The sequence below is a fragment of the Methylosinus sp. Sm6 genome (assembly GCF_019802345.1).
In the GTDB taxonomy this organism is placed as follows: Bacteria; Pseudomonadota; Alphaproteobacteria; order Rhizobiales; family Beijerinckiaceae; genus Methylosinus.
The window spans coordinates 1-23613 of record NZ_JAINDZ010000051.1 but is presented as its reverse complement, the minus strand read 5'-3'; the positions used below and the strand labels follow the sequence as shown (position 1 = coordinate 23613).

Below are 23613 nucleotides of genomic sequence, written 5' to 3'. Positions count from 1 at the left end.
GGCTTTCGAGATCGGCGGCAAGAAGGTTTTCGCGAAGCGCGTCGTGATCCCGGCCCGGCCCTTCGTCGGCGTCTCCGTGGAGGACGCGGCGAAACTGGAAGCGCAGGTCACCGACTTCTTAGGGCGGCTCGCGCAATGACCCTCGCTCCCGTCACCACCGCGCAGATGCTGCAGGCCGGCCGCGTGTTCGCGATGCGCGACGCGATCGTCGCCGCCTTCGCCGCACATTTCCCCGACCTGGCTGTCAAAGCCCATGTCGGCAAGCTCGACATGGGCGACGTCCTCGAGAAAGACGTGTTCTCGCCGCCCTGCATCCTGATCGCGGCGACGCGCCTCATCGACGAGGACAGGCTCTCGGGCTCCGACGATCTGCTCGTGCATCTGACGGCCTATGTCGTGACCGAGGACAAGATGATCGGCCAGGGAGACGCGCGCCGCCTCGTCAAGCGCGACGAGCTGGCGCTCGCCATCTGCGAGGCGGCGCTCGTCGCGCTCTCGGACATCGATTGGACCGGCTGGGGCCTCGAGAATGTCTCCGACGTCGACGGCGCCGAGAGTCATCCGCTCTTCACGATGAAGAGCTTCGAGCGGGGCACGGTCTATTACGCGGTGACCTGGAGGCAGCGGCTCTATGCGCTCGGCGACGCCGACTTTTTCACCGGGGGCGAGGCGGCATGAGCTACATCGCCCAGGAGCTGCGCGAGGCGCGGCGGCAGAATGTGCGCATCAATCGCCGGCTCGCGCTCAGTGAGCTGGAAGGCGTCGTCGCCGAGCGCGATGAGCAGACGTGGAAGGTGCGGCTCTCGCTCGGCGAGGACCCGGCGACGGGCGAGACGATCCTCAGTCCCTGGGTCGCGACGCTGTCCGGCCAATCGGGCGCCTATAGAGTGTCGTCGCCGCTGCCGTCGATCGGCGACCGCATGCGGCTGATCTCCCCTTCCGGAGTCGTCGGCGCGGCGTCCTACGCCATGCCCGGCACATTCGACGACGAGCTGCGCCGGCCCGACGGCCAGGGCGCCGGCGAGGCGGTGAGCGAGCACGGCAAGACGCGTGTGTCGCAGACGGCGAGCGATATCGTCGCGAAAACGGAAAAGACGCGCATCGCGCAGACCGGCGACAAGATCGCCATCGAAGCGGACGAGCCGACGCTCAAAGGCAAGACCACGCGGCTCGCGGCCGACTCCATCGGCCAGCTGAAACTGCGTCTCGGCGGGCAGACATTCGCGCTGCGCCCCGAGGCGCTCGTCCCCACCAGCGATTGAGGTAACGATCATGAGCGAGAAGCACACTTACATCACCACGGACCGCGCCGGCTTCACGGTGGCGGGGAGACGCATCCCCGGCGAGTATCGGCCCGATCTCAAGGAGGATGGGAAGCCGAGGCTCGACGAAGACGGCAAGCCGCTGAATGGCTTTTTCCCAAAAACCGGCTTCGAGTTGGAGTTGACCGAGGTCGAAGCCGAATATGAGCTGCAGCAGCGCACGATCGTTCTGAAGCCCGCCGAAAGCAAGAAGACGAAGGGCCGCGCCGAGTCCGACGCGCCGCCTTCGAACGCTGTCTGATCGCTTTTCGAAAAGGCTTCGAGCCGCGCTCATGATCAGATATCGCACCGGCATCGACGCGAAGACGGGCAAGGTTCTCGTCGGCTTCGCGCATCTCGAGCAGTCTGTCGCGAAGATTGTCATGACCGCTCCGACCGAGCGCGTCATGTTGCTCGACTTCGGGTTGGAGCCGGCGCGACGCCTCGGCCGCAACATCAGCGCGGCGCTGGCGGCGACGCTCTATCGCGACCTTATCGTCGCCATTCACAAATGGGAGCCGGAATATCGGATCGCGCGGCTGCAGCTCGCGAACCTCGACCGCATCGGCGGCATGGGCGTCGTGCTCGCGGGGCTCTATTACCCCGAGGGGCGCTTCGGCAATTACGACATCTCCGAAGAGGCGAATCTCAATATTCCGCTCGCCCTCACCCATAGGGGCGTCGCATGAGCCGGTTCCCCTTCGCGTCCTTGGACTTGTCGCTGCTGCCGGCGCCGACAATCGTCACGCCGGCCGATTATCAGGCGATCCTCGCCGCGCGCATCGTCGACCTGGTCGCGCGCTTCGCCGCGATCGGAATCGCGTTCGATGTCGAGTCGCTCCAGACGGACCCGAGCATCATCCATCAGCAGGTGGACGCGTTCCGCGAGAAGCTCGATCGGCAGGCGATCAATGACGCAGCCAAGGGCGTCATGCTGGCTTACGCGGTCGAGGGCGATCTCGACAATCTGGTGGCGCTGCTCGGCCTGCGCCGGCTCACCATCACGCCCGCCAATACGGAGACAGGCGCCGCGGCGGTGATGGAAACGGATGATGATTTGAGGCGCCGCGGGCCTCTCGCTCTCGACGGCACGGCGCCAGGATTCACCTCGCGCGGCTATCGCGGATATGCATTGCAGATCGCGCCGGAGATCCAGGACGTGGCCACCATCAAGCGCGGCGGCGGGCGGGTCGATGTCATCCTGCTCGGGCGCGGCGAGGACGGCTCGGTCGCATCGGATGTCGTCGCCCGCGTCGCCGCCGCGCTCTATGCCGACGACGGCGCGCAGCTCACGGATATCGTCACCGTGCGCTCCGCGACACCGAGGCCCTACGACGTCGTCGTGCAGGCGCTCGTGCCGACGGGGCCGTCGATCGCCATGGCGCGCGCCGCATCGCTGGCCGCGCTCTCGAAGACGCTGCCGAGGCTGAAAGTGATCGGCGGCACGGTGCGGACGGATGCAATCATCGCCGCCGGACGGGTGGAGCCGATGACGGAATTCACGCTGATCTCGCCGGTGGAGCATGTCGTCGCCGCGCCTGACGAGGCGCCGTGGCCGCGCTCGATATCCGTCACCGTCGAGGCGCGCCAATGACCGCGCCCGCCGCGCTGCTGCCGCCCGCCTCCTCGGATCCCTGGGAGATCGCGCAGTCGCTGACATCGGCGGCGCGTCGCCCGCTCGACGCCGATATCATCCGGCGCTTGTGGACCCCCGCCACCTGTCCGGAGGAGCTGCTGCCCTATCTCGCATGGGGGCTCGGCCTGGAGATTTGGCGCGACGATTGGATCGAGGCCAAGAAGCGCGACGTCGTCGCGCGCATCTGGCAGCTGAAGAGCCGCAAGACCACGCCGGCCGGGATCCGCGATTATCTCGCGCTCGTCGACGCCGAGCTGGTGGGGATGCGGCGGCCGCGCGACATCGTGTTCGCGGTCGATCCGTGGAGCGACGAGGAGCGGGCCGCGATCGAGGCGGCGATGCCGCAGCTGCACATCTATGCGCATGCGCGGTCGTTCCCGGTGTGGGCCGGGATGAGCTTCGCCGGGTCTTTCGCGGCCGATTGGGATTGCGCGACGCAATCCGATGCGGCGGAGCGCTATGCGGAGCGCGCCGTCTATGTCGTCGACGGCGTCGAGACGCCTTGCACAGTGCGCGGGATCGACGGACCGCTCGATGCGAGCCTGCGCGTCGAGCTCGCTCGCAGCGGCGACGTCGCGCGCTGCTTCGCCGACCGCTGGACGGTCGATTGGGGCGCGCTGATCGACAATGATGCGGAGACGCAGGTCATATCCATCACGCCGGATCGCAGCGCCGCGTCATTCGCCGTTCCCACCGGGCTCGTTCCGGTCACGGTGCGACCGGAGCCGATCGTCGAGACCGTCGTCGCCGGCGGCGATATGGCGTTCGCGGATCATTGCTGGGCGGGCGCGGCGACGCTCTATATCGATGACGCCGACAAGCATGTCTACGACCGGCTGCGCTTCTTCGATCCCAGGCGGCCGCCGGTGCGCGGGCAGGCCTTTTCGTTCTGCGATTGGTCGCAGTTCGGCACAGAGCCCTACACCGCGGAGCTGACGATCTCCGTGCGGACGGAGGGCGTGCCCTGGGGACTGCCTGGACCGCTCGGTCTCGGTGTCGTCCACGATCCGGACTTCACGTCCGTCTTCGACGCGCTGGCGGCCGTCTCCGTGGCGCAGGCCACGCGCGACGACATCCTCGTGTCGCTGCGGACATTCGAGCCGATCGCATTCGCCCCCGCCCTCAGTTTCGGCGATTGGGAATTCGGCGACTATCGCAAGGTGATTCAATGAAGCGGGTCAACTTCTCGAACAACCAACAAGTCTCGTCGGCGAACCTGAACAACATGCAGCTGTTCGCCGAAAAGTCGCTCGACGCCGTCGTCGAGGACACGCTGATCCCCGAGCGCGGCTACAGCGGATTCGGCGCCTCCAAGACCGGTCCCTTCGAGCTGACCGTGGATGTCGGCCGACTCTATGTCGCGGGAAAAGTCTACAGCCTCGAGACCGTCACGCGCATCGACCTGTCCGCGAATCTGCCCGGCGCCGACAAGAAGATCGTGCTGATCTCGGCGTCCGGCTCCGAAGCGGACGAGGATGTCGACCTGGTCAACTTTCTCAACCCTCTCACATCGACGCCGCAGGCGCCGGTCTATGTGGCGCAGCAGATCGCAAAGACGCATGTGCGCGTGGCGTCGATTCAAAAGACCGTTGGCGCGCAGGCGCCGGAACCGATCGCGCCCGCTCTCGATTCGTCGCGCCTGCTCATCGCGACCGTGATCCTCTCGCTCACCGGGATCGATTCCGTCGAGATGCACACGGCGGCGCGGGTCCCTAATCTCGCCGATCACGAGGGCCGCATCGCAGTGATCGAAGAGTGGAAGGATGTCGCGGAGCCGGCGCTGCTCGCCGTGCAGGATGATATCGCGCGGCTGTCCAGCCAGGCGCGGCCGGGAGATGATGGGCTGTCCGCGCGCCTCGCCGCGCGTCTGGCCGTGGTGGAAGTCAAGCTGGGAGTGCCGTCCAATGCGACGGACAGTCTCGCCGACTTTCACTTGGATCCGGCGACGAGCGATCTCACCCACGCGGGCTCTTCTTGCAAGATCGCCGAAGGCGTCAGGTTCCCGGATGCGGCGGCGTCCGACGCCGCCCTGCAGCTGTTGAATCCACTGAATCCGGATATCACCCTGCGCGCCGGGCTCCTGTTCCCGGCATTCACGGCGCGCCGTCGCGTGTCGAGTGGCGTTCGCAACGCCAGCGTCTCGCTCTCATCATTCGATTATCAGACGACGGAGCTCGTCAAAAAGACGACGACGCGGCATCGCATCCGCACGGGACCGTCGATGAGAGTGTGCTCGAACAGCCGATTGTGGAAATCGGGAACCGTGGATGAAATCAGGCATATTTTCACGTTGCCGAACGGCGAGACGTTTCGCTACTCGCTGGCCGCGGATCAGCCGGCCTGGGCCGACCTGGCGAAGAATCATGTGATCTATCGCATCGAGCAGTTTTGGGAAGATACGGTCACAACCGACTATTGGGATCGTGTCGCCACGACGGAGACGATCAGCGGCGCCGGTTGCTATGAGTCGTGGCTGTGCGGCCAGGACATGTGGGTGTCGTCGATCGACGTTCCTTTCACGTCGCTCGACACCACCGGCTCGATCACGATGGTGGTGACGGAGTGCTTCCAGAATGCCACGATGAACACGGGCGCGGTGATCGGGACGTCGACGGTCGCGCGCGCCAATCTGCAGCTGGTGCCCGACAAGACGAAGTTTTTGTTTCCTCGGCCGCTGCACTGGCAGGCTGGCGCGCGCTATGCGATCGCCCTGGTCACGACGGCGAACCACCACGTCGCGACCACTCCGGGAAACGCCTTCCCCGGCGGAATGTTCTACTCCCGCATCAGCGGCGTCGACATCGCCGATCCGAGCAAGCACATCTGCATGATCATCAATGCCTGCGAATTCGCGCAGGCGGTGACCTATGTCGAGATGCAGCCGCTGCAGCTCGTCGGCGGGATCGTCGATATCGACATTCTCGCGGCGCGCATCGTGCCGCCGTCGACGGGACTGACTTATGAGATCCAGATCGCCGGCGTCTGGAAGGCTCTGGGGCCGGACACGATCTCGCAGCTGTCCGCCGGCGGCAGTCAGCCGCCGCTGGTGCGATTCAGGCTGTGCTTTTCGGGCTCGCAATACAGCCAGCCCGCGGTCGACCTGCTCGCCTCGAATGTGCATGTCAGCCGCGCCGCGCTCGCGCTCGAGCATTATTGGCCTCACGATCCGATCACGCCGCCCGCGCCGACATCGTCCATCCGCATGATGGCGCGCTACGAAGCATGGGAACCGGCGCATCACAGCGTCTCGGCGAAGCTGCTTTCTGGCGCCGGCTACGCAACCGAGACGTCGCCGTCCTCCTATTCCGACGTGCTCACCGAGGATGGCGCGCTCGAGCGGACATATGTCTGGAACTTGGGGTCCCTGATTTCGTCCATGAAATTCAAGGACTCTGCCACGACTGACACGCCGCTGGTTTTGACGCATGTCGCCAATCGAACGATGTGGGTGCTGTGATGATGTATGAGGTGAAACTGAAGCGGCGCGTCGAGGTGGAGGGGCATGTCTACATGCCCAATCTGACCGGACGCATCCGTCACGTCGTCGATCAGGCGACGCTGGACGCGCTCAGCGCGGCAGACGCGGAGGCCGTCGTCGAGGCGCGGCCGATCGCCGAGGGGGGCGCTTAGTGGCGAGCCTGCCGCCGGAGATCGACTTCGAGCGCGACCGGCGCGCCGATCCGGCGCGCATGAACGCGGCGATGCGCTATCTTTTCGACAATCTTCAGAGCTTGAAGGCTCTGCAGACTGTCGTCGACGGCTTCGTCGCGCAGGGGATCGTCGCCATCGCGGAAACGCTGCCCGCAAAGCTCGACCAGTGGTTCACCACGAATTTGGGCGTCGGCGTGCGGGACGCGCTGTTCACCGAGGCCCAGCGGCGCGACGGCGTCGTGCTCTATTCGGATTTTTTCTTCACATCGCAAGGAATCGACGTCCGGCTATGGCCGGGCGTCGTCTTCGACGGCGTCACGCCGATCGCCTCCGCGCTCCAGAGGGTCGAAGATTATGCCAGCTCGATCGGCGCCAATCTCGTGCTCCCCTCCGGCGTCGGCATGCTGGAAGAGATGATCGTCAAGCGCGTCGGCGTCCGCTGGATCGGGCAAGGGCGCGACAAGACGATCTTGATGCACTATCCCGGCCCGGCGCATCATCTCGTCGGCCCGCCGGACCCGACGACGAGCGTATCGCATATAGGGTTCGAGAAAATCTGCTTCGACGGCAACAGGAATCAGATCATCGGCGACGGTGTCTCGGCGCTGCATTTGGAGCGCGACGGCGATCCCGGAAATTCCTTCCCCGCGGTCGATCTGATCGTGCGGGATTGCGAGATCCGCAATTGGAGCGGAAACGGCTTCGGGCTCGTCAGCACGGGATATCGGAATGTCGAGGTGTCGGGGACCTATATCCACGACGGTGGCGGCGCCGTAAGCCTACGACATTGCCTATATGTGCGGCGATGCAAACTGGCTATCGTAAAACACAACCACATGTTTCCGCTCGGCGCCGCTGGCGGGATCAAGGTGCAGGGCGTGGAAGAGCGCGCCATCATAGAGGGCAATTTCGTCACTGGCGGCGGAATCGGGATCGCCCTGCAGGACGGCTACGATGATCGGATCATCGGCAACAGCATTGTCCTCGCCTCGAGCTACGCGATCAAGATCAGCGTCGAGGAGGAGTCGCAAACCAAATTCGTGGTGGTCGACGCGAACACCATGTCGGACTGCACGACAGGCATCTGGGCCTCGAACGCCAACGGGTTGATCGTCGGGGACACCAATATACGCGACTGCCGTATCGGCATGAGGCTCCGAGCGTGTCGAGCCAGGATTTCGAACACGCGCATGGAGGTGACGTCCGCCAGCTCGGGCGATGTCACTTTCCTGCTGTTCCCGTCAGGCGGGACGACAGACCAGCAGATCACGTTTTCGGATTTGGAGATCCGCAACAGCCGCTCGAGCCGCGACGGCGTCACGATCGCGGTCAATGCGGGGACGCTCGACGACGCCGATCGCATTCGGTTCGACGGCATCGACGTCTACGGTCAATTCGCGGCGACATGGATCAATCTCTATCCGCCGTCAGAGCGGCCCAGCGAAGGCAGCTTCACGCCGTCGCTCGTCGGCGGCGATGTCGCGGGCGCGGCGACCTATTCGGTGCGCTCCGGGCGATATCAGCTGGTCGGCAATCGCGCGTCGATCGAGCTGTCGCTGACCTGGAGCGGCCATTCGGGGAGCGGCGGATGCCGGGTCACCGGCCTGCCGCTCTACGCGTCCGTGGTCATCGCCGCCTATCCGGTCGCGATCTACTGGCGCGACTTTTCGGTCGCGGCGGGCGCGCAGCTGATGGCCTATGTCGATGGCGGCGAGGCGAGCATCAGGCTGCGTCTCGTCGCCGCGTCTGGCAAACCGACGGACCTGGCTCTGCCGGCGAGCGGGTCGCTGTTCTTGAGCGGGTCATATCTGATCCACGGGGGCGCGCAACCGGCGCAACAGGCCGTCGTCACGCTGTCGCCGGACGAGGTTTCCGGCCCGATCATCGAGCTTGCGGCAACGCCACCCGATGGATTCGCCTGGGTCTCGGTGCATGAGGGCGACAGCGATCATCTCATCACCTCCGACGCGGCCGGCGTCCATCACATCTATGCGAGGGTCCCCTCATGAGCGCGGTATTAATTTCCGATCAATCGCGTGCTTTGGACGATGTCATCGGCGCGGCCTCTTTCGTCGCCGCCAATTCGGCGACGCCTCGAGCGCTGGCCGATAGGTTCGCCGACGCGGTCAACATCAAGGATCATCTCGCCGGCACGGCCGATTTTTCCGCATCTTTCGCACGGGCTCAGACAGCGTGCGCGAGCTCTGGTCGGCGAGCCATCTACGTGCCCGAGATCGTGCTCGATGCGGCGACCGAGGCGACCATCTCGCTCTCGGGGCTGGCTGTCCGCTTCGATCCCGGCGCGCGAATCCGATGCACGAATGTCGTCAACGGCATCATGAGCGTGCAGGGATGCAGCGACGTGCTGATCGACGGGATTTCCGGCGTCGGCGTCGGCGCGCGGTCAAACCAGGTCGGCTCCTATCTCGGCGCGCCTCTGCGCGAGCGCAACGCCGTCGTCTATGTCGTCGACGCCGAGCGCGTGACGGTGCGCAACGGCCGATCCGAGGCCATGAATGTCGGCGTGCGCAACCGGGGGCTGTCGGCCGACAATGTGACGCAGGTCGCCGGCAACCAGGTGGATGGATGGGACGCGATCGAGACCGACTTCGGCGTGCTCTTCGATTTGCAGGACGATTACATCATCAGGCGACTGCGGGCGCGCCATACGACATTCACCACGACATCGCCGCCGCATGCGATCTATGGCTCCGGGCAGATCGGCCGAACCTGCGGTCGCGTGACGATCAGGGACTGTGACGACGTCGATAATCAATATGACTGCAGCTTCAAGTTGAATTTCATCGCGGCGCTGGTGGTCGACGGGGTGCGCTCGAAATCCTCGTTGCAATGTCTCGAGATCGGCGACTGCGACGAGATCGATGTCCGGAACTGGCGCGCCGACGATGTCTACAACAGCGCCGTCTATGGCGGCGGCACGGGCGGCGTCACCAGCTATGGCTGCGAGCGTGGGCGGATCGCCAACGGACTCGTCGTGCTGCGCTACGGCGAGTCCATTCCGATCGCGGTGTCGATCCGCCCGTCAAACTCGCGCAGCCTCGGCGCCGGCGGCGACGGATTCGATATGCTCGTCGAGAATGTGCGCTATTTCCGCGATATCGGGACGGCCGCCGCCCCCTATGAGAGCGCCTTCGTGACGACGGCGACCGGCCGGACGCGCTTCATCGATTGTCATGTGGTGGACAAGACGCCGGTGACGCGGGCCGCGTTCAATCTCGCCACCGGCAGCGGGCATGTCGTCAAGGACTGCACGGCGAAGGGCACGAGCAAGCTGGTCGATATCCAGCCGGGCTCCGGCGGCGGGCATTATGTGATCGTCGACCCGAAGCTCACCGACACCGCTGTCGTGCGTGATTTCGCGACCCCAGCGTCGACGATCTCGACGCCAGTGGCCGCGAGCGCCGCCTATCCGATCGGCTACACGATGTGCGTGCTCGGCGACTCGCGCGAGGATCGCGCGGTGACGACGACGGTCGAAAATCCGGCCGTCAATGCGCATGAAATGGCCGGCTCGTCGACATGGATACGCTTTCTGTCGCGCGGCGCGATCGATCATGAAATCACAGACAATTACGCGCTGTCGGGCGCCAAGACCGCCGATCTCGGCGGCCAGATCGATGCGGCGCTCGCCAGTGGCCGGCGCTATGATCTGGCCTATATCCGCATCGGGACCAATGACGCGCACGGAGATGTCGCGACATCGACGAGCGTCGGCCACCTCAAGACCGCTGTCGACCGATTGGCGCGCGCGGGGATGCGCGTGTGCCTCGCGGTGGAGACGCCGCGACCCGCCGGCGGCTGGGAAGGGGACGCGCAAACACAGATAGACAGGAGTCGTCTCGCGCTGGCGCTGGCGACCTACGCCCGCGAGCTGTCCGCGCGACTGCCCAATGTCATATTGGCCGACGCCACAAAGCTCTACCTCGATCCGTCTGCGACTGACGGGTCGGCAATCGCGACCCTGTTCGCCGACGCCTATGTGCACGAAAATCCGACAGGCGCATTAACGCTCGGCGCCAAAGCATGGGCGGCGTTGAGCCCGATCGTGCCGCCCCGCGACATCCTGGTGTCATCGCCGGCCGATGTGTTCGACGACATCAAAAACCCCTATGGGAACAAGCTGACGAACAGCCTGTTCACGGGCTCGGTCGCGATCTCGTCGGGCGTCGCCACCGGCGTCAAGCCGACAGGTTGGACATCCACCAACACGAGCGGCTTCACCATCACCGGCGGCACAGCGGTGTGGTCGAAAGTCCCGCAAGCATCGCGCACCGATGGCGGCTGGGGCGATCAGGCGGTGCTCACAATCACGGGTCTGCAGGGATCGAGCGGCCTGTTCCGTCTCTATCTCTACCAGACGCTCACCGCCGCCAGTGGCATGTATGCCGTCGGCGAAACTCTGTTCGCCGCCGCCGAGCTGTCGGTCGCGGCGGGCAGCGCCGGCCTGCTGCACGCGAGCATGCGCATAGACGATTACGATGGCGCATTCACCTCTCAGCACATCGACCTCAATGGCGGGACCGCGAATCCGGCTCCGGCGACCGCCTACGCCGGCGTGCTCCAGCCGCCGAGGTTCCAGGCGATGGCGGCGTCGCAGACGATCAGCGTCGTCTGCCAAGTCCTCCTCGATCTGACGCGCGCCGGCGGCGCGTCGGCAGTGGTGCGCTTCGCCACCCCCTCGCTGCGCCGCGCGCCGGCGATCTGAGGCGAGGGCCGCGCGCCGGCGGGCGGCGGGTGAAAGCTTTCACCCTTCGAGCCTCGACGCGCGACGCATAGCGTGCCTCGATATCATCACGCGCAAGCGAGGAGCCGATGCCTACCGCCACGCCTCACGTCGGAGTCCGCGCATTTCTCAATCGCGCGGACGTCCAGCCGCTCATCATTGCCGATCTGTCGACGATCGGCGGCGTGTTCACCCCCGGGACCGGCATCGACCGGGCGCTGTTCCCGCCCGACACGCCAGTGCATTTCACGACGGCCGACGCCGCGATGGTCGCGGGAGCAGGCACGGGCACATTGCGTCAGACGATCGACGCGATCATCGCCGAGGGCGTGACGGCGTCAGTCGTCGCCGTCGTGCCGGATATCCTGGCCGGCGACACGGCGGACCAGGCGATGGCAAAGATGGTCGGCTCGGCTTCGGCGCGGACCGGCGCGTGGGCGCTGCTCGACGCCCAGGCGGAAGCCGGCACAGTCCCTGATATATTGATCGCGCCGGGCTATGCGCATCTGCGGCCGGCGAGCGCCGCCAATCCGATCGTCACCGCCTATGACGCGATCTGCGAGCGGCTCATCACGCCGATCGTCGTCGCCGACACGCCGTCCGCCGATAAGACCGTCGCGGCGGAATGGGCGGCGGATTTTTCGGAAAGCCTCAATATCGTCGCGATCGGCCAGGGCGTGCGCGTCTCGGTCGACGGCTCGCCTGTCGTGCGGCCGGCGGCGCCATCGGTTGCGGCGCTGATGGTGGCGACCGACAAGTCGCTGGGCGGGCCCTATTACAACCCAGGAAACCAGGGGTTGAAAGGCATTCTGGGCCCCTCGCGCGCCGTCGATTTCTCGATCTCCGATCCAGACAGCGAGGCCAATTGGCTGCTGCAGCGCGGCGTCAATTCGATCGTGCAGCTCGAGCGCAATCGGACGTCGCGCTCGGTGAACAGTCCGCAGGGCAAGACATTCTGGGGCTTCTTCAACACGAGCTCCGATCCGCTGTGGCGGCTCATCAATGTCGTGCGGACGCGCAAGGCGGTGCGCGAGGTCATTCCGCGCACGCTGGTAAAATATATCGGCCAGAACCTCGGGCCGCATCTCGCCGTCGTGCTGCGCCAGGCGCTCGTCGGATTCCTCAATGAGCTGGCGGCGCTGCCGGAGCCGGCGATCCTGCCGGGCGCCGAGGTGATGTGGGATCGCAACCTCAATGACAACGCCACGCTGCGCGTGGGCGGATTCGTGATTAACGCGGCGTGGGAGGAGTCTCCCGCGCTCGTCGATCTGCAGGTCTACACCGGGCGCCGCGAGGCGTCCTTCAACATCCTGGCCTCCGAGATTCAGGCGGCCATGTCGCAATTCAATGTCGCCGGGCAGCTCGGCTGAGGAGGCGTCATGGATAATGTCGTTCGTGGCTGCAATTGGTGGTTCGATCTGCTCAACACATGGCGCGTGCTCGACGAGGTCACGCTGCCGGAAATGACATTCGCCACCGATGATTTCGGCAGCGGCGGCCATGTCATGGATGTCGCATGGCCCGAGCAGCTGCAGGCGCTGAAGGCGACCATCAAGCTCCGGACGGATGATCCGCGCATTCGAGGGCTCTGCGGGCGCCAGCCGGGCGATTATGTGCAGGCGACCTATTACGAGAATCTGCGCTCGTTCCGGACCGGCGAGAGCAAGGGGCGCATCATCACGCTGAAAGGTTTGCTCAACTCGGTGAAGGCGGAAGCGCGAAAGGGCGTGAAGGCCAGCGGCACCGAATATGAGTTCTCGACGCTCGTCTATTACGAGGACATCGTCGACGGCTCGGTGGTGCATCGCTTCGATTATTTTTCCGGCGCGGCAGCGACTGTCGTCGGCGGCGTGAAGCTGTTCGGCGATATGGCGGCCAATCTCGCCATCACCGGGGGGACCGTGCTGTGAGCGACATTCGAAAGGCGCTCGAAGGCGCGCCGAAGGCGGATTTCGTCAATATTCCGCTGCCGCCGGAAGAGGCGGCGGCGGCGGAGGTCGCGGCGCCGGCGCGCGAGGCGCCCGCGCCGCCATTGGTGGCGGTGCTGGATTTCCTGGAGCCGGAGGCGGTCCGCAAGGAGACGCCGTTCCAGTTTCCTTTTCGGTTCGATGGGCGCGAGGTGCGCAGCTTCACGGCGCGCCGGCTGCTGCTGGTAGAGGTCGGCGGGCTGGTCGCGCGGGCGCAGGCTGAGGGCGACATCGACCCGATCGAGTTCTATGCGGTGATGACGGGGCTGCCGGCGCCGGTCATCCGCGGGCTCGAGGCGGATGACGGGGAGCTGCTGGTCGAGACCTGCTACCCTTTTTTGCCCCGCATCGCGCAGGCTGCCATCTCACTGCTGACGCCCGCGAGTGGCGCCGCCTCGGCCTGATCGCGACGCGGCTGCTCGGCGAGCCCTATAGCCGCGTGCTGCGCTATCCTTGGGACGAGCTGCTGCTGCTGATCACCGACGGGCAGGAGATCGAGGGCGAGCGCGGCGACGGCGCCGCGCTCCGCGTGCTTTCGGACATTCTGGAGAGGCTGTAGGCGCCATGACCGATCTCGACGTCGCCGTCCGGCTGCGGCTGGTCAATCTCCTTTCCAAAGAGGCCAAGGTCGCGGCGAAGGATATCGCCGGAGTCGGCGCCGCCGCGGGCAAGCTCGACGGCAAGGGGACCGGGCGATTCGCGGGCGAGCTGGGCAAGGCGTGGACCGCCTCCGCCAAGCTCGGCGGCTCGCTGGAGCGGACGGCGGCGGCCGCCGGCAAGATCGACGGCAAGGCGGCGAGCCGCGTCGCCGAGGCGCTGGGCAAGGCGTCGAGCGCTTCCGACAAGCTAGGCGCGTCGCTCGGCAAGACAGGCGTTGCGGCCGAGAAGATCGGCGGCAAGGCGGCCGGGCGATTCGCGGGCGAGCTGGGCAAGGCGTGGACCGCCTCCGCCAAGCTCGGCGGCTCGCTCGAGAAGACGGCGACGGCGGCAAACAAGGCGGCGCAGGGCGTCGCGAAGATCGGCCAGGGATCGGCGGCGATCGACAGCACGCGGCGCCGCATCGATCAGCTCACCAAGTCCAACATCGCGCTCGGCATGAGCCAGCGCCGGCTCGTCTCCGCCAATATGATCGCCGGCATGAGCCGCAGCGGCGGAATTGGCGGCATGGCGGCCGCCGGAGCGGCCGGCGTCGCCTTGGGGCGGCACGGCCGCGGCAAACGGCAAGAAGCCCTGCGCGAGGCGGCGTCGCACATCACGCCCAACGCCTATTTGATCGGCGCCGGCGGAGCGACTGTCGCCGGCGCGGCGATCGGAGGGACGGCGGCAGCCGGGGTCGCCGGAGCGGCCCTCGCGGTGAGGGAGTCCGTGAAATTTGAAAAGGCGATGGCTGACGTAAAGAAGAAGGTCACGCTCGATGAGGGAGCGACTTGGGCCGACGTCGAGCGAACGATCAACGCAGTGTCACGCGAGATGGGCATGGCGCGCGGCGATACGGCGGCTTTGACGGCGATGGCCGGACAGGCGGGCATCGACTACAAGGATTTGGCCGGCTTCATGATGTTGGCCGCAAAGGCTGCCGTCGGATGGGATATCGCTCCAAAAGACGCGTCCGAGCGTCTTGCAAAGATCAAAGCGCAAACGCAGTGGACGATTCCGCAGCTTGAGGAGTTCGCGGACAAGGTCAACGCGCTCGGCGATTCGTCGGCATCCGCCGAGAAGGATATCGTCGAGATGTTCCAGCGCTCCGCTGGTGCGGCGAAAGCGGCTGGCGTGCCGCTCGACACATCGCTGGCGGTAACCACCGCGCTCAATTCGATTGGAATGGCGGAAGAGGTCTCCGCCCGCTTCTGGAACGCGTTCTCCAGCAAGCTGCGCACGGCCAGTGATCAACCGGACAAGGCGGCGGAGGGCTATAAGCTGCTCGGGCTCACCGTGCAGCAGGTAGAGAGCGGCATGAAGGCCGACGCCACCAAGATGATCATCGACGTTTTGGAGCGTCTGGAGCAGAGCGCGGACAAGGCGCGCGCGGCCGTCAAAATTTTCGGCCAGGAGTGGTGGGACGAGGCGGCTCGCAGCGGCCAAGCTCTACCGGAAATCCGAAAGAATCTGGAGCAGATCGACAGTGGCAAATGGAAAGGATCACTGCAGCGGAACCTGCAGATCGACCTCGCGACGACCGATAATCACCTGAAACGGACAGGCGCGCTGGTCTCGGAGATCGGCGATCGGCTCGGGCGCTGGGCTCTGCCGCCGATCAACAAGGGACTGGAGCTGTTCATACGCGCCGAAGAGAGGCTCGACGAAATCGAACGCCGGCGTGTCGAGACCAGGGCCATCCTGGACAAGGGCGTCAATGACCGGCTCACCCCGCGGGAGGTCGATCGGCTCGCCAGCGATCGGGAGCTTCTGGGGCGCGCGCAGCGGGAGCGAGCGGTCGAGCGCCAGGCGCTGGACGCGGCGAGAGGCGAGCGGAAATCCCTGGCGCAGCGAATCGAGCGGACGCGGGCGGCAGGATCGAAGAGTGGGGTCGATTATCTGACGCCCCTCTATGATCGGATGCGGGCGCTCGATAAGCATATCGGCGAGATGGAGCGGCGTGTCGAGCCCGCCAAAGCCAAGGCGGACGATGCTCCAAGGGAGCGACATGAGGGGCTGAGAGGAGCGCCGGGCGCCGCCGATCCGGCGAAGGTAGAGGAGCTGAAAGCCAAGTTTCTGCAGCTTGATCGATTGATGAAAGGCATGCGGCTGTTTCCGGGCAGCGAGGAGGCGCGTCAGCAGGCTCAAAAGCTGGTCGAGGAGCTGGCCGGCGTTTTTCAGCGCGGAGACCTCGGCCCAGCGGCCCAAAAGTTAATCGACACCTACGTGGCGGCCATCGCCGCCCAGTCCGGGAAGGTCGACGCCGAGGCGCAGGCCATCCGGGCGCGGCTCCAGGACATCCTCGGTGCGCCGATCGTCGTCAAGATCGAGCCGAGGCTCTCGGGCGCGCCCGCCGTGGGAGGCGGCGCCGGCGGCGGAACGGGCGGCGGCGCGCCTGCGGCGCCCGCCGCTCCGAAGAAGAAGACGTCGGCGCTGCCCGGCGGAGCCGTGCATATTCGCGAGGCGCATTTCCACGGGGTCAAGGACCTCGCCGGGCTGCATCGCGCCGTCATGGCGACGGCCGACCGCCGCGCCCGCGCCGCGCGCGACGACGCGCTCCACGACATCGACGTGGGGTGAGACATGGCTTTTCCCCTCGCCGTGATTGGACCCGCGGTCCTCGAAGTCATCGGCATCAATCCGCAAGGATTCGATCGGAGCGATTCCGCGCTCTGGCCATCGCATCCGGTGTTCGACGACGATCCATTCATCCAGCCGACGGCGGGCGGCGAGTCCACCGAGACGGCGCATCTCGCCTGCCGGCCGCATGTGATGGGCGGGCTCGCCAATTACGAGGCGCTGAAGGGCGTGCTGCGGGCCCGACAGCCGGTGCCGTTCCTCCGCATGTCCGGCCTGGTCGGCGGCTATATGGGGATGGTCGGCGTGCGGCAGATCACACGCGAGGAGCGCAAGCTCGCGCCGGACGGGACCGGCTATCGCTGGGAGTTCACGGTCGAGCTCGTCTATGTCGGCCGCAGAGCGGGGGGCATTCTGTGGTGACGACAATGCGTATCGCCGAGCCGCTCAGGCTCGACATTCTCGCGCGGGAGACCATGGGCAAGGCGCAGGATGGCGCGTTCGAGGCGCTGCTCGCCGCCAATCCCGGCATGGCGGCCGAGGGGCCGTTCCTCGTCGCGCCGCGCGACGTCGTCGTTCCGGAGACCCCGGCCGCGCCGGCGGCGCCGTCTGTCAATCCGTGGGATTGACGCGATGTGGCGGCACCCCGTGCTGCAAATCCTCAACAGCGGCGGCCGCGACATTCTGCCGGGTCTGGCTGGACTGTGGATCGACTGCACGGTCACGGATGGCGCCGGCGAAGAGAGCGACGGGGCCGAAATCAGCTGCGTCGGGCCGCCCTCGCGCTTCGGACTGCCAAGCAGAGGCGCGAAATATACGATCCTGGGCGGCTGGGCCGACGAAGGGCCCGTGCTGCAGGGCGTCTATACAGTGCAGACGATCACGCTGCGCGGCTCGCCCGAGGAAGGCGATCGCATCGCGATCAAGCTGCGGGCCGCCGACTATATCGACAAGCTAAAGGCGCACGGCTCCCGCCATTATGATGAGGGCAGTTTCGGCGAGCTGGTGGGGAAGGTCGCCAAGGAGGCCGGGCTCGAGGCGGCCGTGTCGCCGGAGATCGGCGCCATCAAGCTGCCCTATCAGCTGCGATGGAGCCAGAGCCCGATCGATTTCCTGCGCGACATCGGCCGGCGCTATGGCGCAGTGGTCAAGCCGGCGGGCGGGAAGCTGGTGGTGTTGAAGCGCGGCTCCGGGCAGAGCGCGAGCGGGCTGGCGCTGGAGCCGATCATCATCAAGCGCCGGGGCGGCTATGGCTATGAGATCGAGACCGAGCCGCGCCCCGATGTCGGCCATGTCGCCGCCGCATGGCACGACGGCAAGAGCGGCCGGCGCAAGCTGGTCAAGCGCTCCACCGGCCGCGACGGGCCGATTTTCGTGGCGCCGCATCTCTTCGCGAGCGAGGCGGAGGCCCAGGCGGCCGCCGATGCCGAAGCCTATGAGCGCAGCAACAACTCGGGCTCCGGCCATTTCGACAGCCCCGGCCTGCCGCGAGCGCGCGCCGAGGCGCCCGTCATCGTCAGCGGATACGGCTGGCCGATCGACGGCCAGTGGAAGGCCGAGACCGTGACGAAGCGGTGGACCGCGCAGGGCGGGTTCGAGACCACGGTAAATGTGAAGGCGGGGAAGGAGCGGAAGGACAAGCAGATGTGATGGTGGCGGGGCCGGGTCGCCCCGGACGCGGGTGAGCCGGCCAAGCACCGCCCGCGCAGCGCATCGACCGATTAACGCTCCCCGCCGCCGCCGTCGACGGCACGGCGCGGGTAGCATGCTCGGGCTTAAGATATGGTGGAGATTTTCGAACGCCGGTCGGTGCGGCCTGTGCGGCCGGCCGCAGGCTATATTGGCGGCAAGCGGCAGCTGGCGGGGCGGCTCTGCGAGCTGATCGCCGAGACGCCGCACGGCATCTACGCGGAGGCGTTCGTCGGCATGGGCGGCGTGTTCTTTCGCCGCGACGAAGCGCCGCGGTCGGAAGTGATCAACGACCGCAGCCGCGATGTGGCGATCTTCTTCCGGATCTTGCAGAGGCACTATGTGGCGTTCATGGACATGCTGAAATTTCAGCTGACCAGCCGCACGGAGTTCGAGCGCCTCTCGGCGCAGGCTCCAGACAGCCTCACGGACCTCGAGCGGGCGGCGCGGTTCATCTACCTGCAGCGGCTGAGTTTCGGCGGCAAGGTCAACGGGCGCTCTTTTGGGATCAGCCGCATGGGCGGCGGGCGCTTCGACACGCGCAAGCTCGGGATCGTGCTGGAGGCGATCCATGAGCGGCTCGCCGGAGTGACAATTGAATGCCTCGATTGGGGAGAGTTCCTGCGGCGGTGGGACCGGCCCGAGACGCTCTTTTATCTCGATCCGCCGTATTGGGGCACGGAGGGCTATTATGGGCCGGGCCTCTTCGCGACCGATGACCACAGCGCCCTCGCCGAGGCTTTGAAGGGCCTTCGAGGCCGGTTCATTCTGACCATAAACGACTGCCCGGAGGCGAGGAGATGCTACCAGGGGTTCGCGCTCGAGACCGCCGAGCTGTCTTACACCGCTGTCGGCCAGGGCCGGGCGAAGCCGGCGGCGGAGCTGATTATACGGGGCGCGTGAGGAAATCGAGTTGCTACAGATTCAAGTGTCCGCTACTCCGATTTCATGTGTCCCGCTACACTCACCCTCTCCCGCGCAGCCGGGGAGGGCCGGGGAGGGGGCGGGCATTCGCCCCCAGGCCTGGTCAATAGGCGTTCTGGTCCTCGCCGACCCAGCCCTTGTCCGAACGGACGAAATGCAGCGTCCCCTCGCTTCTGAGCACTTCGCCCTTCTTGAAGCTCTGATCCTGCAACAGGCCGAGATAGGCGCAGCGGCCGCGCTGCTTCTCGTCCGCGCAACGGGCGTCGTAATCCTCGGGGAACTGCAGCTCGGCCTCGTACCAGAGCTCATAGGCCTCGGCGCTCGGCGTCTTCACGTCGCGCCCGTCGACCTTTTTGAAGGAGATCAGCTTGGCGCCGACGCCTTGGCTGGAGAGCAGATTGCGCAGCACCTTGGCTCCAATCGCGTCATTGGGCTGCCGGCCGCCGCTACAGGCGCCGAGCGCGATCGTCGCAGCCGCCGCGACCGCCAAGAGAAGGCCTCTCATGTGCATCGATGTTTCCTCCCGCGCCCTCGCAGCGCCGTTTTTCGCCGGCTGTCGTCGTGGGTCGCGGCTCCGGCCGGGCCGATTTGCCACAAAGCGCCAGTTCGAGCAAAGGGCGAATCTGCTGCGTCCCGCCGCGGCGAAGACCTCGTTCGCCGCCCGCGACGGCGCAGGCGCCGGGGATGGGCCTGCAAGGCGTTGATTTTGCGTCTTTACGTGGATTTTTGTAGAAAATCTTGCTGGAAGGTTGCATTTTTATGCGGCTGAGCTAACCTCATCTCCGCCAAAACGAGGTGCGCGTCTGGCGACGTCAGCGGCCTAGAAGAAGAAAAGCCCGCGGCGTGACAGTGCGTTCGATGCGTATCGGCAAACAACTTCGAATACCCTGCGGAGTGCTCAGGTCCGCCGCATCTCCTGGGTCCGTGGGGTTGGCCGGCTGGCGTTGGTTGGAGTGGCCTCCTTAAAGCCAGCGCCAGTCGGCCGCCTTCGTTTCGCTCCCGAACGAAGGCTGGACGAGCGATGGGACTTGCTCGCAAATCGGGAGCCGACCATCCGAAGAGACGAAAATTCTCCGCCGCTGGCGGAGCGAGCCTTTGCTCGGCTGCGAATTCGCCGCCTCCGCCCGCCGACTTTGAAAAGCGAAACGCCCAGGAGGCTCGCGCGAGCCTCCGGGGCGTTTCGCATCACGCCGATTCGGGCAGTGTCACTTGATCTTGGTTTCCTTGAACTCGACATGCTTGCGCACGACCGGGTCGTATTTCTTGAACACGAGCTTCTCGGTCTTGGTGCGGGCATTTTTCTTGGTGACGTAGAACGTGCCCGTGTCGGCGGTCGACAGGAGCTTGATCTTGATCATGGCGGATTTGGCCATCGGGCTCGGTCCTATGCAGTATAAGGGGACTGGTCGCTCCGGTCCCGATCCCGAACCCGGCGGCGAATTGCGCGGCACCATACGAAGGCGCGGCGCATTGTCAAGACGGCGCGGGCGCTGTGGCCGCGACGAAGAGGAAGTCGACGAACTGTCGCAAAGAGGGCTTGGCAAGGCGCCGTCGAGCGGCTATATCGCCGCCACCGTTCCCCGATAGCTCAGCCGGTAGAGCAAGCGACTGTTAATCGCTGGGTCGCAGGTTCGAGTCCTGCTCGGGGAGCCAGCCGCCTGTTCGCCGGTGTCCGCAGGCGTCCAAAACAACCCAGAAAATCAGCAATTTAAGCGCCATGTTGGACGATCGGTGTCCGATTTTGTCCGCCCGTGTTCGCCCGTGTCCGGACTTTTTGTTGGTAACTGTGCTGGTATTCTCCTCCGGCTAGCCGGAGATACCAACACATGGCGCTTACAGCTAAACAGGTTCAGCACGCCAAGCCCGATCCTGCCAAAAAAATCACGAAGTTATCGGACGCCGGCGGCCTTCAGCTCTGGGTCAGCCCAGACGGCGCGAAGCGCTGGCGTTTCTCATATCGATTCGCCGGAAAGCAGAAGACACTCGCCCTGGGCGTCTACCCTGACATGACCCTCGCAGAGGCCAGAGAGGCCCATGCCGAGGCGAAAAAGACGTTAACGAGCGGAAAGGACCCTTGCCTCTCCAAGAAGCTCGACAAACTCGCCAAGGTCACGGCTAACGCCAATACCTTCGACGCTATCGCCCGGGAGTTCATCGACAAAAAGCGGGCGGAAGGAAACAGCGCCGCCACGTTGGAGCGGGACGAGCGATTCTACCGATATACCGGCAAGGCCTTTGGTCCTCGGCCAATCTCCGATCTGGAAAATGAAACCCTCGAGCTTCTGGAGTTTTTACGGGTCCGGGCAAGAGCGCAGAATCATGAGACCGTCGCGAAGCTCCGAACCTTCATCGGGGGCGTGTTCCGCTACGCGATTCAAACAGGCCGAGCGAAGCATGATCCTACGGTCGGGATGCGTGGAGCGCTCCCCAGGGTCAAGGCCAAGCCGATGGCGGCCATCACCGACCCCAAGAGGCTAGGCGATCTGCTGCGGGCCGTCGACGGCTACAAGGGCGGCGTAACCACGGCACCAGCCATCAACCTCCTAATCCTGACGTGCTCTCGGCCCGGCATGGTCTTCGGAGCGAGGTGGGCGGAAATCGATCTCAAAGAGCGGAAGTGGAGCCTGCCAGCCTCTCGGATGAAGGCGCGACGCGAGCACGCCATCCCGCTATCTCCACAAGCCGTGACGATTCTAACCGACATGAAGCGCGTGAGTGGTCATACGAATTTTGTTTTTCCACATATCAGCAATTCGTCGAAACACATGTCAGAAAACACAATGAATCAGGCGCTCCGAAACCTAGGATTCTCTAATGAGGAGGTTACGGGGCACGGATTCCGGTCAACGATCTCGTCATTTTTGAATGAAACAAAGCAATTCAGCGAGGATGCGATCGAGCTATGTCTCGCACATCTCGACAAGAATACAGAAAGGCGCATCTATAACCGGACCCAACGATGGGAGGAGCGCTGCGAAATCATGGACTATTGGGGAGTCCTTATCGACGATCTCCGGGCCGGAAAAGAGATCACGCTCTATAAACGAAAGGCCACGGCTGTCGCAGACCTGAAGGCACAAACGCCGATGGCGATGCTGGAAGCATTGAAAAACGTGGCGTTGTCGCGCCGAGTTGAGTGAATGCATACGGCGGCGACGAAGAGCCCTCTGGCCCCGACGTTAGCCCGACTCTTGCGGTCCTCTCACATCCCCCACTCGACCAAGATCGCCTCGGCGGCATACGGATCATGCTTGATCCGGTAGACCGTCTGGCGGGACAGGCCCGTCTCTTTGGCGACAGAGCTAATCGTGTTCGTTCCCATGTCGAGCAGGCTGCGGACCCGGTTGAATTGCTCCCGGTTGAAGCTCGGCTTCCTGCCGAGATACTTGTGCGGCTCGTTTGCCTTTGCGTAGGCGACTCCAGCTCGCTGAGCTTCCTTCGTGGCCTCGGCTTGGGCCTGTGCCGTCGCCGCCATGAACGCTATCAGCGCGTCCCTCACGGCCTGTTGCATCGGGTCTTTCGTCGCGCCGTCGAATGTCAGGCCATTGATGACCGTGCGGACGATGACGCCTCGGCGCATGAATTCGCGAATGGTGTCGGTCACGTCCTGGTAGTCACGGCCGAGACGGTCAACCCAACGCACGACCAGCACGTCACCCGATCGAAGCATGTCGAAGAGGCGGCGACCCTCGGAACGGTCGCGGAGTCGCGTGGTGATCCCGCTTACGCCGTCATCGGCGAGAACGTCGTCGATTTGGAAGCCGGCGGCGCGCGCCTGTTCTTCCTGGTGGTCTATTGTCTGTTCGGTCGTCGAGACGCGGCAATAGAGGATGGTCTTGGTCATGGGAGTCGGGTCCAGAGCGTCCGTAAGGGCAATGTCCGAATAGAGCCATGTCCGTTGAGCAGAGTCAACCCTAGCGGACGCATTCTTGGGCGTCGCTAGGCGTGTCCGTTAGGGCATACCCAAACGGACGGACTGGGAGGGCTGAGAAGGGCGCGCGATCCAATTTCACATACTAAGATTGTATATTAATAGCCTATCTAATTTATGGTCTGTATATATCGTTAAGGAGTCCCTCGTATTGATGTCGACGCGTTAACGAATATGAACGACAGATGAACGGCACGAGCCGGAGTGCGATCGGCCGCAATTGGGCGATGTAGCCACGGACGATGTGTGAAATGACCGATCGTCTGTTCGGCCCCACTTCTGATCCGCCGTAGCGGCCTTTCAACTCCTCAGACCGAGACCATCACCCGATCTTCATTCCGAAAGGCTTCGGGGAAGCCGATGCGAAAAAGCGGACATGCCAAGCGCTCCAGTTTCGCTATAGTCTGGACGTCGGAACAAGCTGAGCTGATTCGGGTGCGGAGTTGATCAACGGCGGCCTTTTCACGCATGATTTGATTTTGATCGTGTCCCAGAGCGTGGTGTAGCTGGATCGAGGCGGACACTGGGATTTCCGGCTTTGGCCGGCAGGATCAGGC

22 protein-coding genes and 1 tRNA gene are annotated in these 23613 nt (G+C 65.0%); 20 read left to right on the top strand and 3 right to left on the bottom strand.

Annotated features, from left to right (window positions below; all coding sequences use genetic code 11):
* The first annotated feature begins 135 nt into the window (after positions 1-135).
* From K3F48_RS21570 to K3F48_RS21485, 18 genes are all read left to right on the top strand, one after another.
* Positions 136-678: a hypothetical protein gene (locus K3F48_RS21570; RefSeq protein ID WP_222577509.1), complete on the top strand. Its 543-nt coding sequence runs from the start codon at positions 136-138 to the stop codon at positions 676-678.
* Positions 675-1262 carry a hypothetical protein gene (locus tag K3F48_RS21565; protein ID WP_222577508.1) on the top strand — a complete coding sequence of 196 codons (588 nt, stop codon included), beginning with the start codon at positions 675-677 and terminating at the stop codon, positions 1260-1262. Before K3F48_RS21570 ends, K3F48_RS21565 begins: the two co-directional genes overlap by 4 nt.
* A gap of 10 nt (positions 1263-1272) precedes the next feature.
* Positions 1273-1563 (top strand): hypothetical protein, encoded by a 291-nt coding sequence (locus K3F48_RS21560; protein WP_222577507.1) that lies wholly within the window; start codon positions 1273-1275, stop codon positions 1561-1563.
* 31 nt (positions 1564-1594) lie between these two features.
* Positions 1595-1990: a GPW/gp25 family protein gene (locus K3F48_RS21555; RefSeq protein ID WP_222577506.1), complete on the top strand. Its 396-nt coding sequence runs from the start codon at positions 1595-1597 to the stop codon at positions 1988-1990.
* Positions 1987-2895 (top strand): baseplate J/gp47 family protein, encoded by a 909-nt coding sequence (locus K3F48_RS21550; protein ID WP_222577505.1) that lies wholly within the window; start codon positions 1987-1989, stop codon positions 2893-2895. The genes K3F48_RS21555 and K3F48_RS21550 overlap by 4 nt, the downstream gene beginning before the upstream one ends.
* Positions 2892-4109 (top strand): phage tail protein I, encoded by a 1218-nt coding sequence (locus tag K3F48_RS21545; RefSeq protein WP_222577504.1) that lies wholly within the window; start codon positions 2892-2894, stop codon positions 4107-4109. Before K3F48_RS21550 ends, K3F48_RS21545 begins: the two co-directional genes overlap by 4 nt.
* Positions 4106-6394 (top strand): hypothetical protein, encoded by a 2289-nt coding sequence (locus K3F48_RS21540; RefSeq protein ID WP_222577503.1) that lies wholly within the window; start codon positions 4106-4108, stop codon positions 6392-6394. Before K3F48_RS21545 ends, K3F48_RS21540 begins: the two co-directional genes overlap by 4 nt.
* On the top strand, positions 6391-6567 hold the full coding sequence (locus tag K3F48_RS21535) for a hypothetical protein (protein ID WP_222577502.1): 177 nt from the start codon (positions 6391-6393) through the stop codon (positions 6565-6567). Before K3F48_RS21540 ends, K3F48_RS21535 begins: the two co-directional genes overlap by 4 nt.
* Complete coding sequence (locus K3F48_RS21530; protein ID WP_222577501.1) at positions 6567-8597, top strand: right-handed parallel beta-helix repeat-containing protein; 2031 nt, start codon at positions 6567-6569, stop codon at positions 8595-8597. Before K3F48_RS21535 ends, K3F48_RS21530 begins: the two co-directional genes overlap by 1 nt.
* Complete coding sequence (locus K3F48_RS21525) at positions 8594-11314, top strand: SGNH/GDSL hydrolase family protein (protein ID WP_222577500.1); 2721 nt, start codon at positions 8594-8596, stop codon at positions 11312-11314. Before K3F48_RS21530 ends, K3F48_RS21525 begins: the two co-directional genes overlap by 4 nt.
* A gap of 107 nt (positions 11315-11421) precedes the next feature.
* Positions 11422-12702 (top strand): hypothetical protein, encoded by a 1281-nt coding sequence (locus K3F48_RS21520; protein ID WP_222577499.1) that lies wholly within the window; start codon positions 11422-11424, stop codon positions 12700-12702.
* Between the two features lie 9 nt (positions 12703-12711).
* Complete coding sequence (locus tag K3F48_RS21515) at positions 12712-13242, top strand: phage major tail tube protein (protein ID WP_222577498.1); 531 nt, start codon at positions 12712-12714, stop codon at positions 13240-13242.
* Positions 13239-13703, top strand: a complete 465-nt coding sequence (locus K3F48_RS21510; protein WP_222577497.1) for a hypothetical protein — start codon at positions 13239-13241, stop codon at positions 13701-13703. Before K3F48_RS21515 ends, K3F48_RS21510 begins: the two co-directional genes overlap by 4 nt.
* Positions 13704-13863: 160 nt before the next feature.
* Positions 13864-16515 carry a phage tail tape measure protein gene (locus K3F48_RS21505; protein WP_222577496.1) on the top strand — a complete coding sequence of 884 codons (2652 nt, stop codon included), beginning with the start codon at positions 13864-13866 and terminating at the stop codon, positions 16513-16515.
* A 3-nt stretch (positions 16516-16518) separates the two neighbouring features.
* The gene (locus K3F48_RS21500) at positions 16519-16935 is read left to right on the top strand and encodes a phage tail protein (RefSeq protein WP_222577495.1); all 417 of its coding nucleotides are present in this window, start codon (positions 16519-16521) and stop codon (positions 16933-16935) included.
* Positions 16936-16940: 5 nt separating this feature from the next.
* Positions 16941-17141, top strand: a complete 201-nt coding sequence (locus K3F48_RS21495; protein ID WP_255609575.1) for a tail protein X — start codon at positions 16941-16943, stop codon at positions 17139-17141.
* A 4-nt stretch (positions 17142-17145) separates the two neighbouring features.
* Positions 17146-18162, top strand: coding sequence for a phage late control D family protein (locus K3F48_RS21490; RefSeq protein ID WP_222577493.1), 1017 nt, complete (start codon positions 17146-17148; stop codon positions 18160-18162).
* A 132-nt stretch (positions 18163-18294) separates the two neighbouring features.
* Positions 18295-19104, top strand: a complete 810-nt coding sequence (locus K3F48_RS21485) for a DNA adenine methylase (protein WP_222575369.1) — start codon at positions 18295-18297, stop codon at positions 19102-19104.
* Between the two features lie 124 nt (positions 19105-19228).
* Here K3F48_RS21485 and K3F48_RS21480 read toward each other — a convergent pair whose 3' ends face one another.
* Positions 19229-19630, bottom strand: coding sequence for a hypothetical protein (locus tag K3F48_RS21480; protein ID WP_255609574.1), 402 nt, complete (start codon positions 19628-19630; stop codon positions 19229-19231).
* 700 nt (positions 19631-20330) lie between these two features.
* Positions 20331-20498: a 50S ribosomal protein L33 gene (gene rpmG / locus K3F48_RS21475; protein WP_003612885.1), complete on the bottom strand. Its 168-nt coding sequence runs from the start codon at positions 20496-20498 to the stop codon at positions 20331-20333.
* A 204-nt stretch (positions 20499-20702) separates the two neighbouring features.
* Between rpmG and K3F48_RS21470 the strand changes: the two genes are divergently transcribed.
* Both K3F48_RS21470 and K3F48_RS21465 read left to right on the top strand, forming a co-directional pair.
* Positions 20703-20778, top strand: a tRNA-Asn gene (locus tag K3F48_RS21470).
* 173 nt (positions 20779-20951) lie between these two features.
* On the top strand, positions 20952-22265 hold the full coding sequence (locus K3F48_RS21465; protein WP_222577491.1) for an integrase arm-type DNA-binding domain-containing protein: 1314 nt from the start codon (positions 20952-20954) through the stop codon (positions 22263-22265).
* 62 nt (positions 22266-22327) lie between these two features.
* On the opposite strand, the gene K3F48_RS21460 is transcribed toward K3F48_RS21465, so the two are convergent.
* A complete protein-coding gene (locus K3F48_RS21460) occupies positions 22328-22969 on the bottom strand; it encodes a recombinase family protein (protein WP_222577490.1) in 642 nt (213 codons plus the stop codon).
* Between the last annotated feature and the right edge of the window lie 644 nt (positions 22970-23613).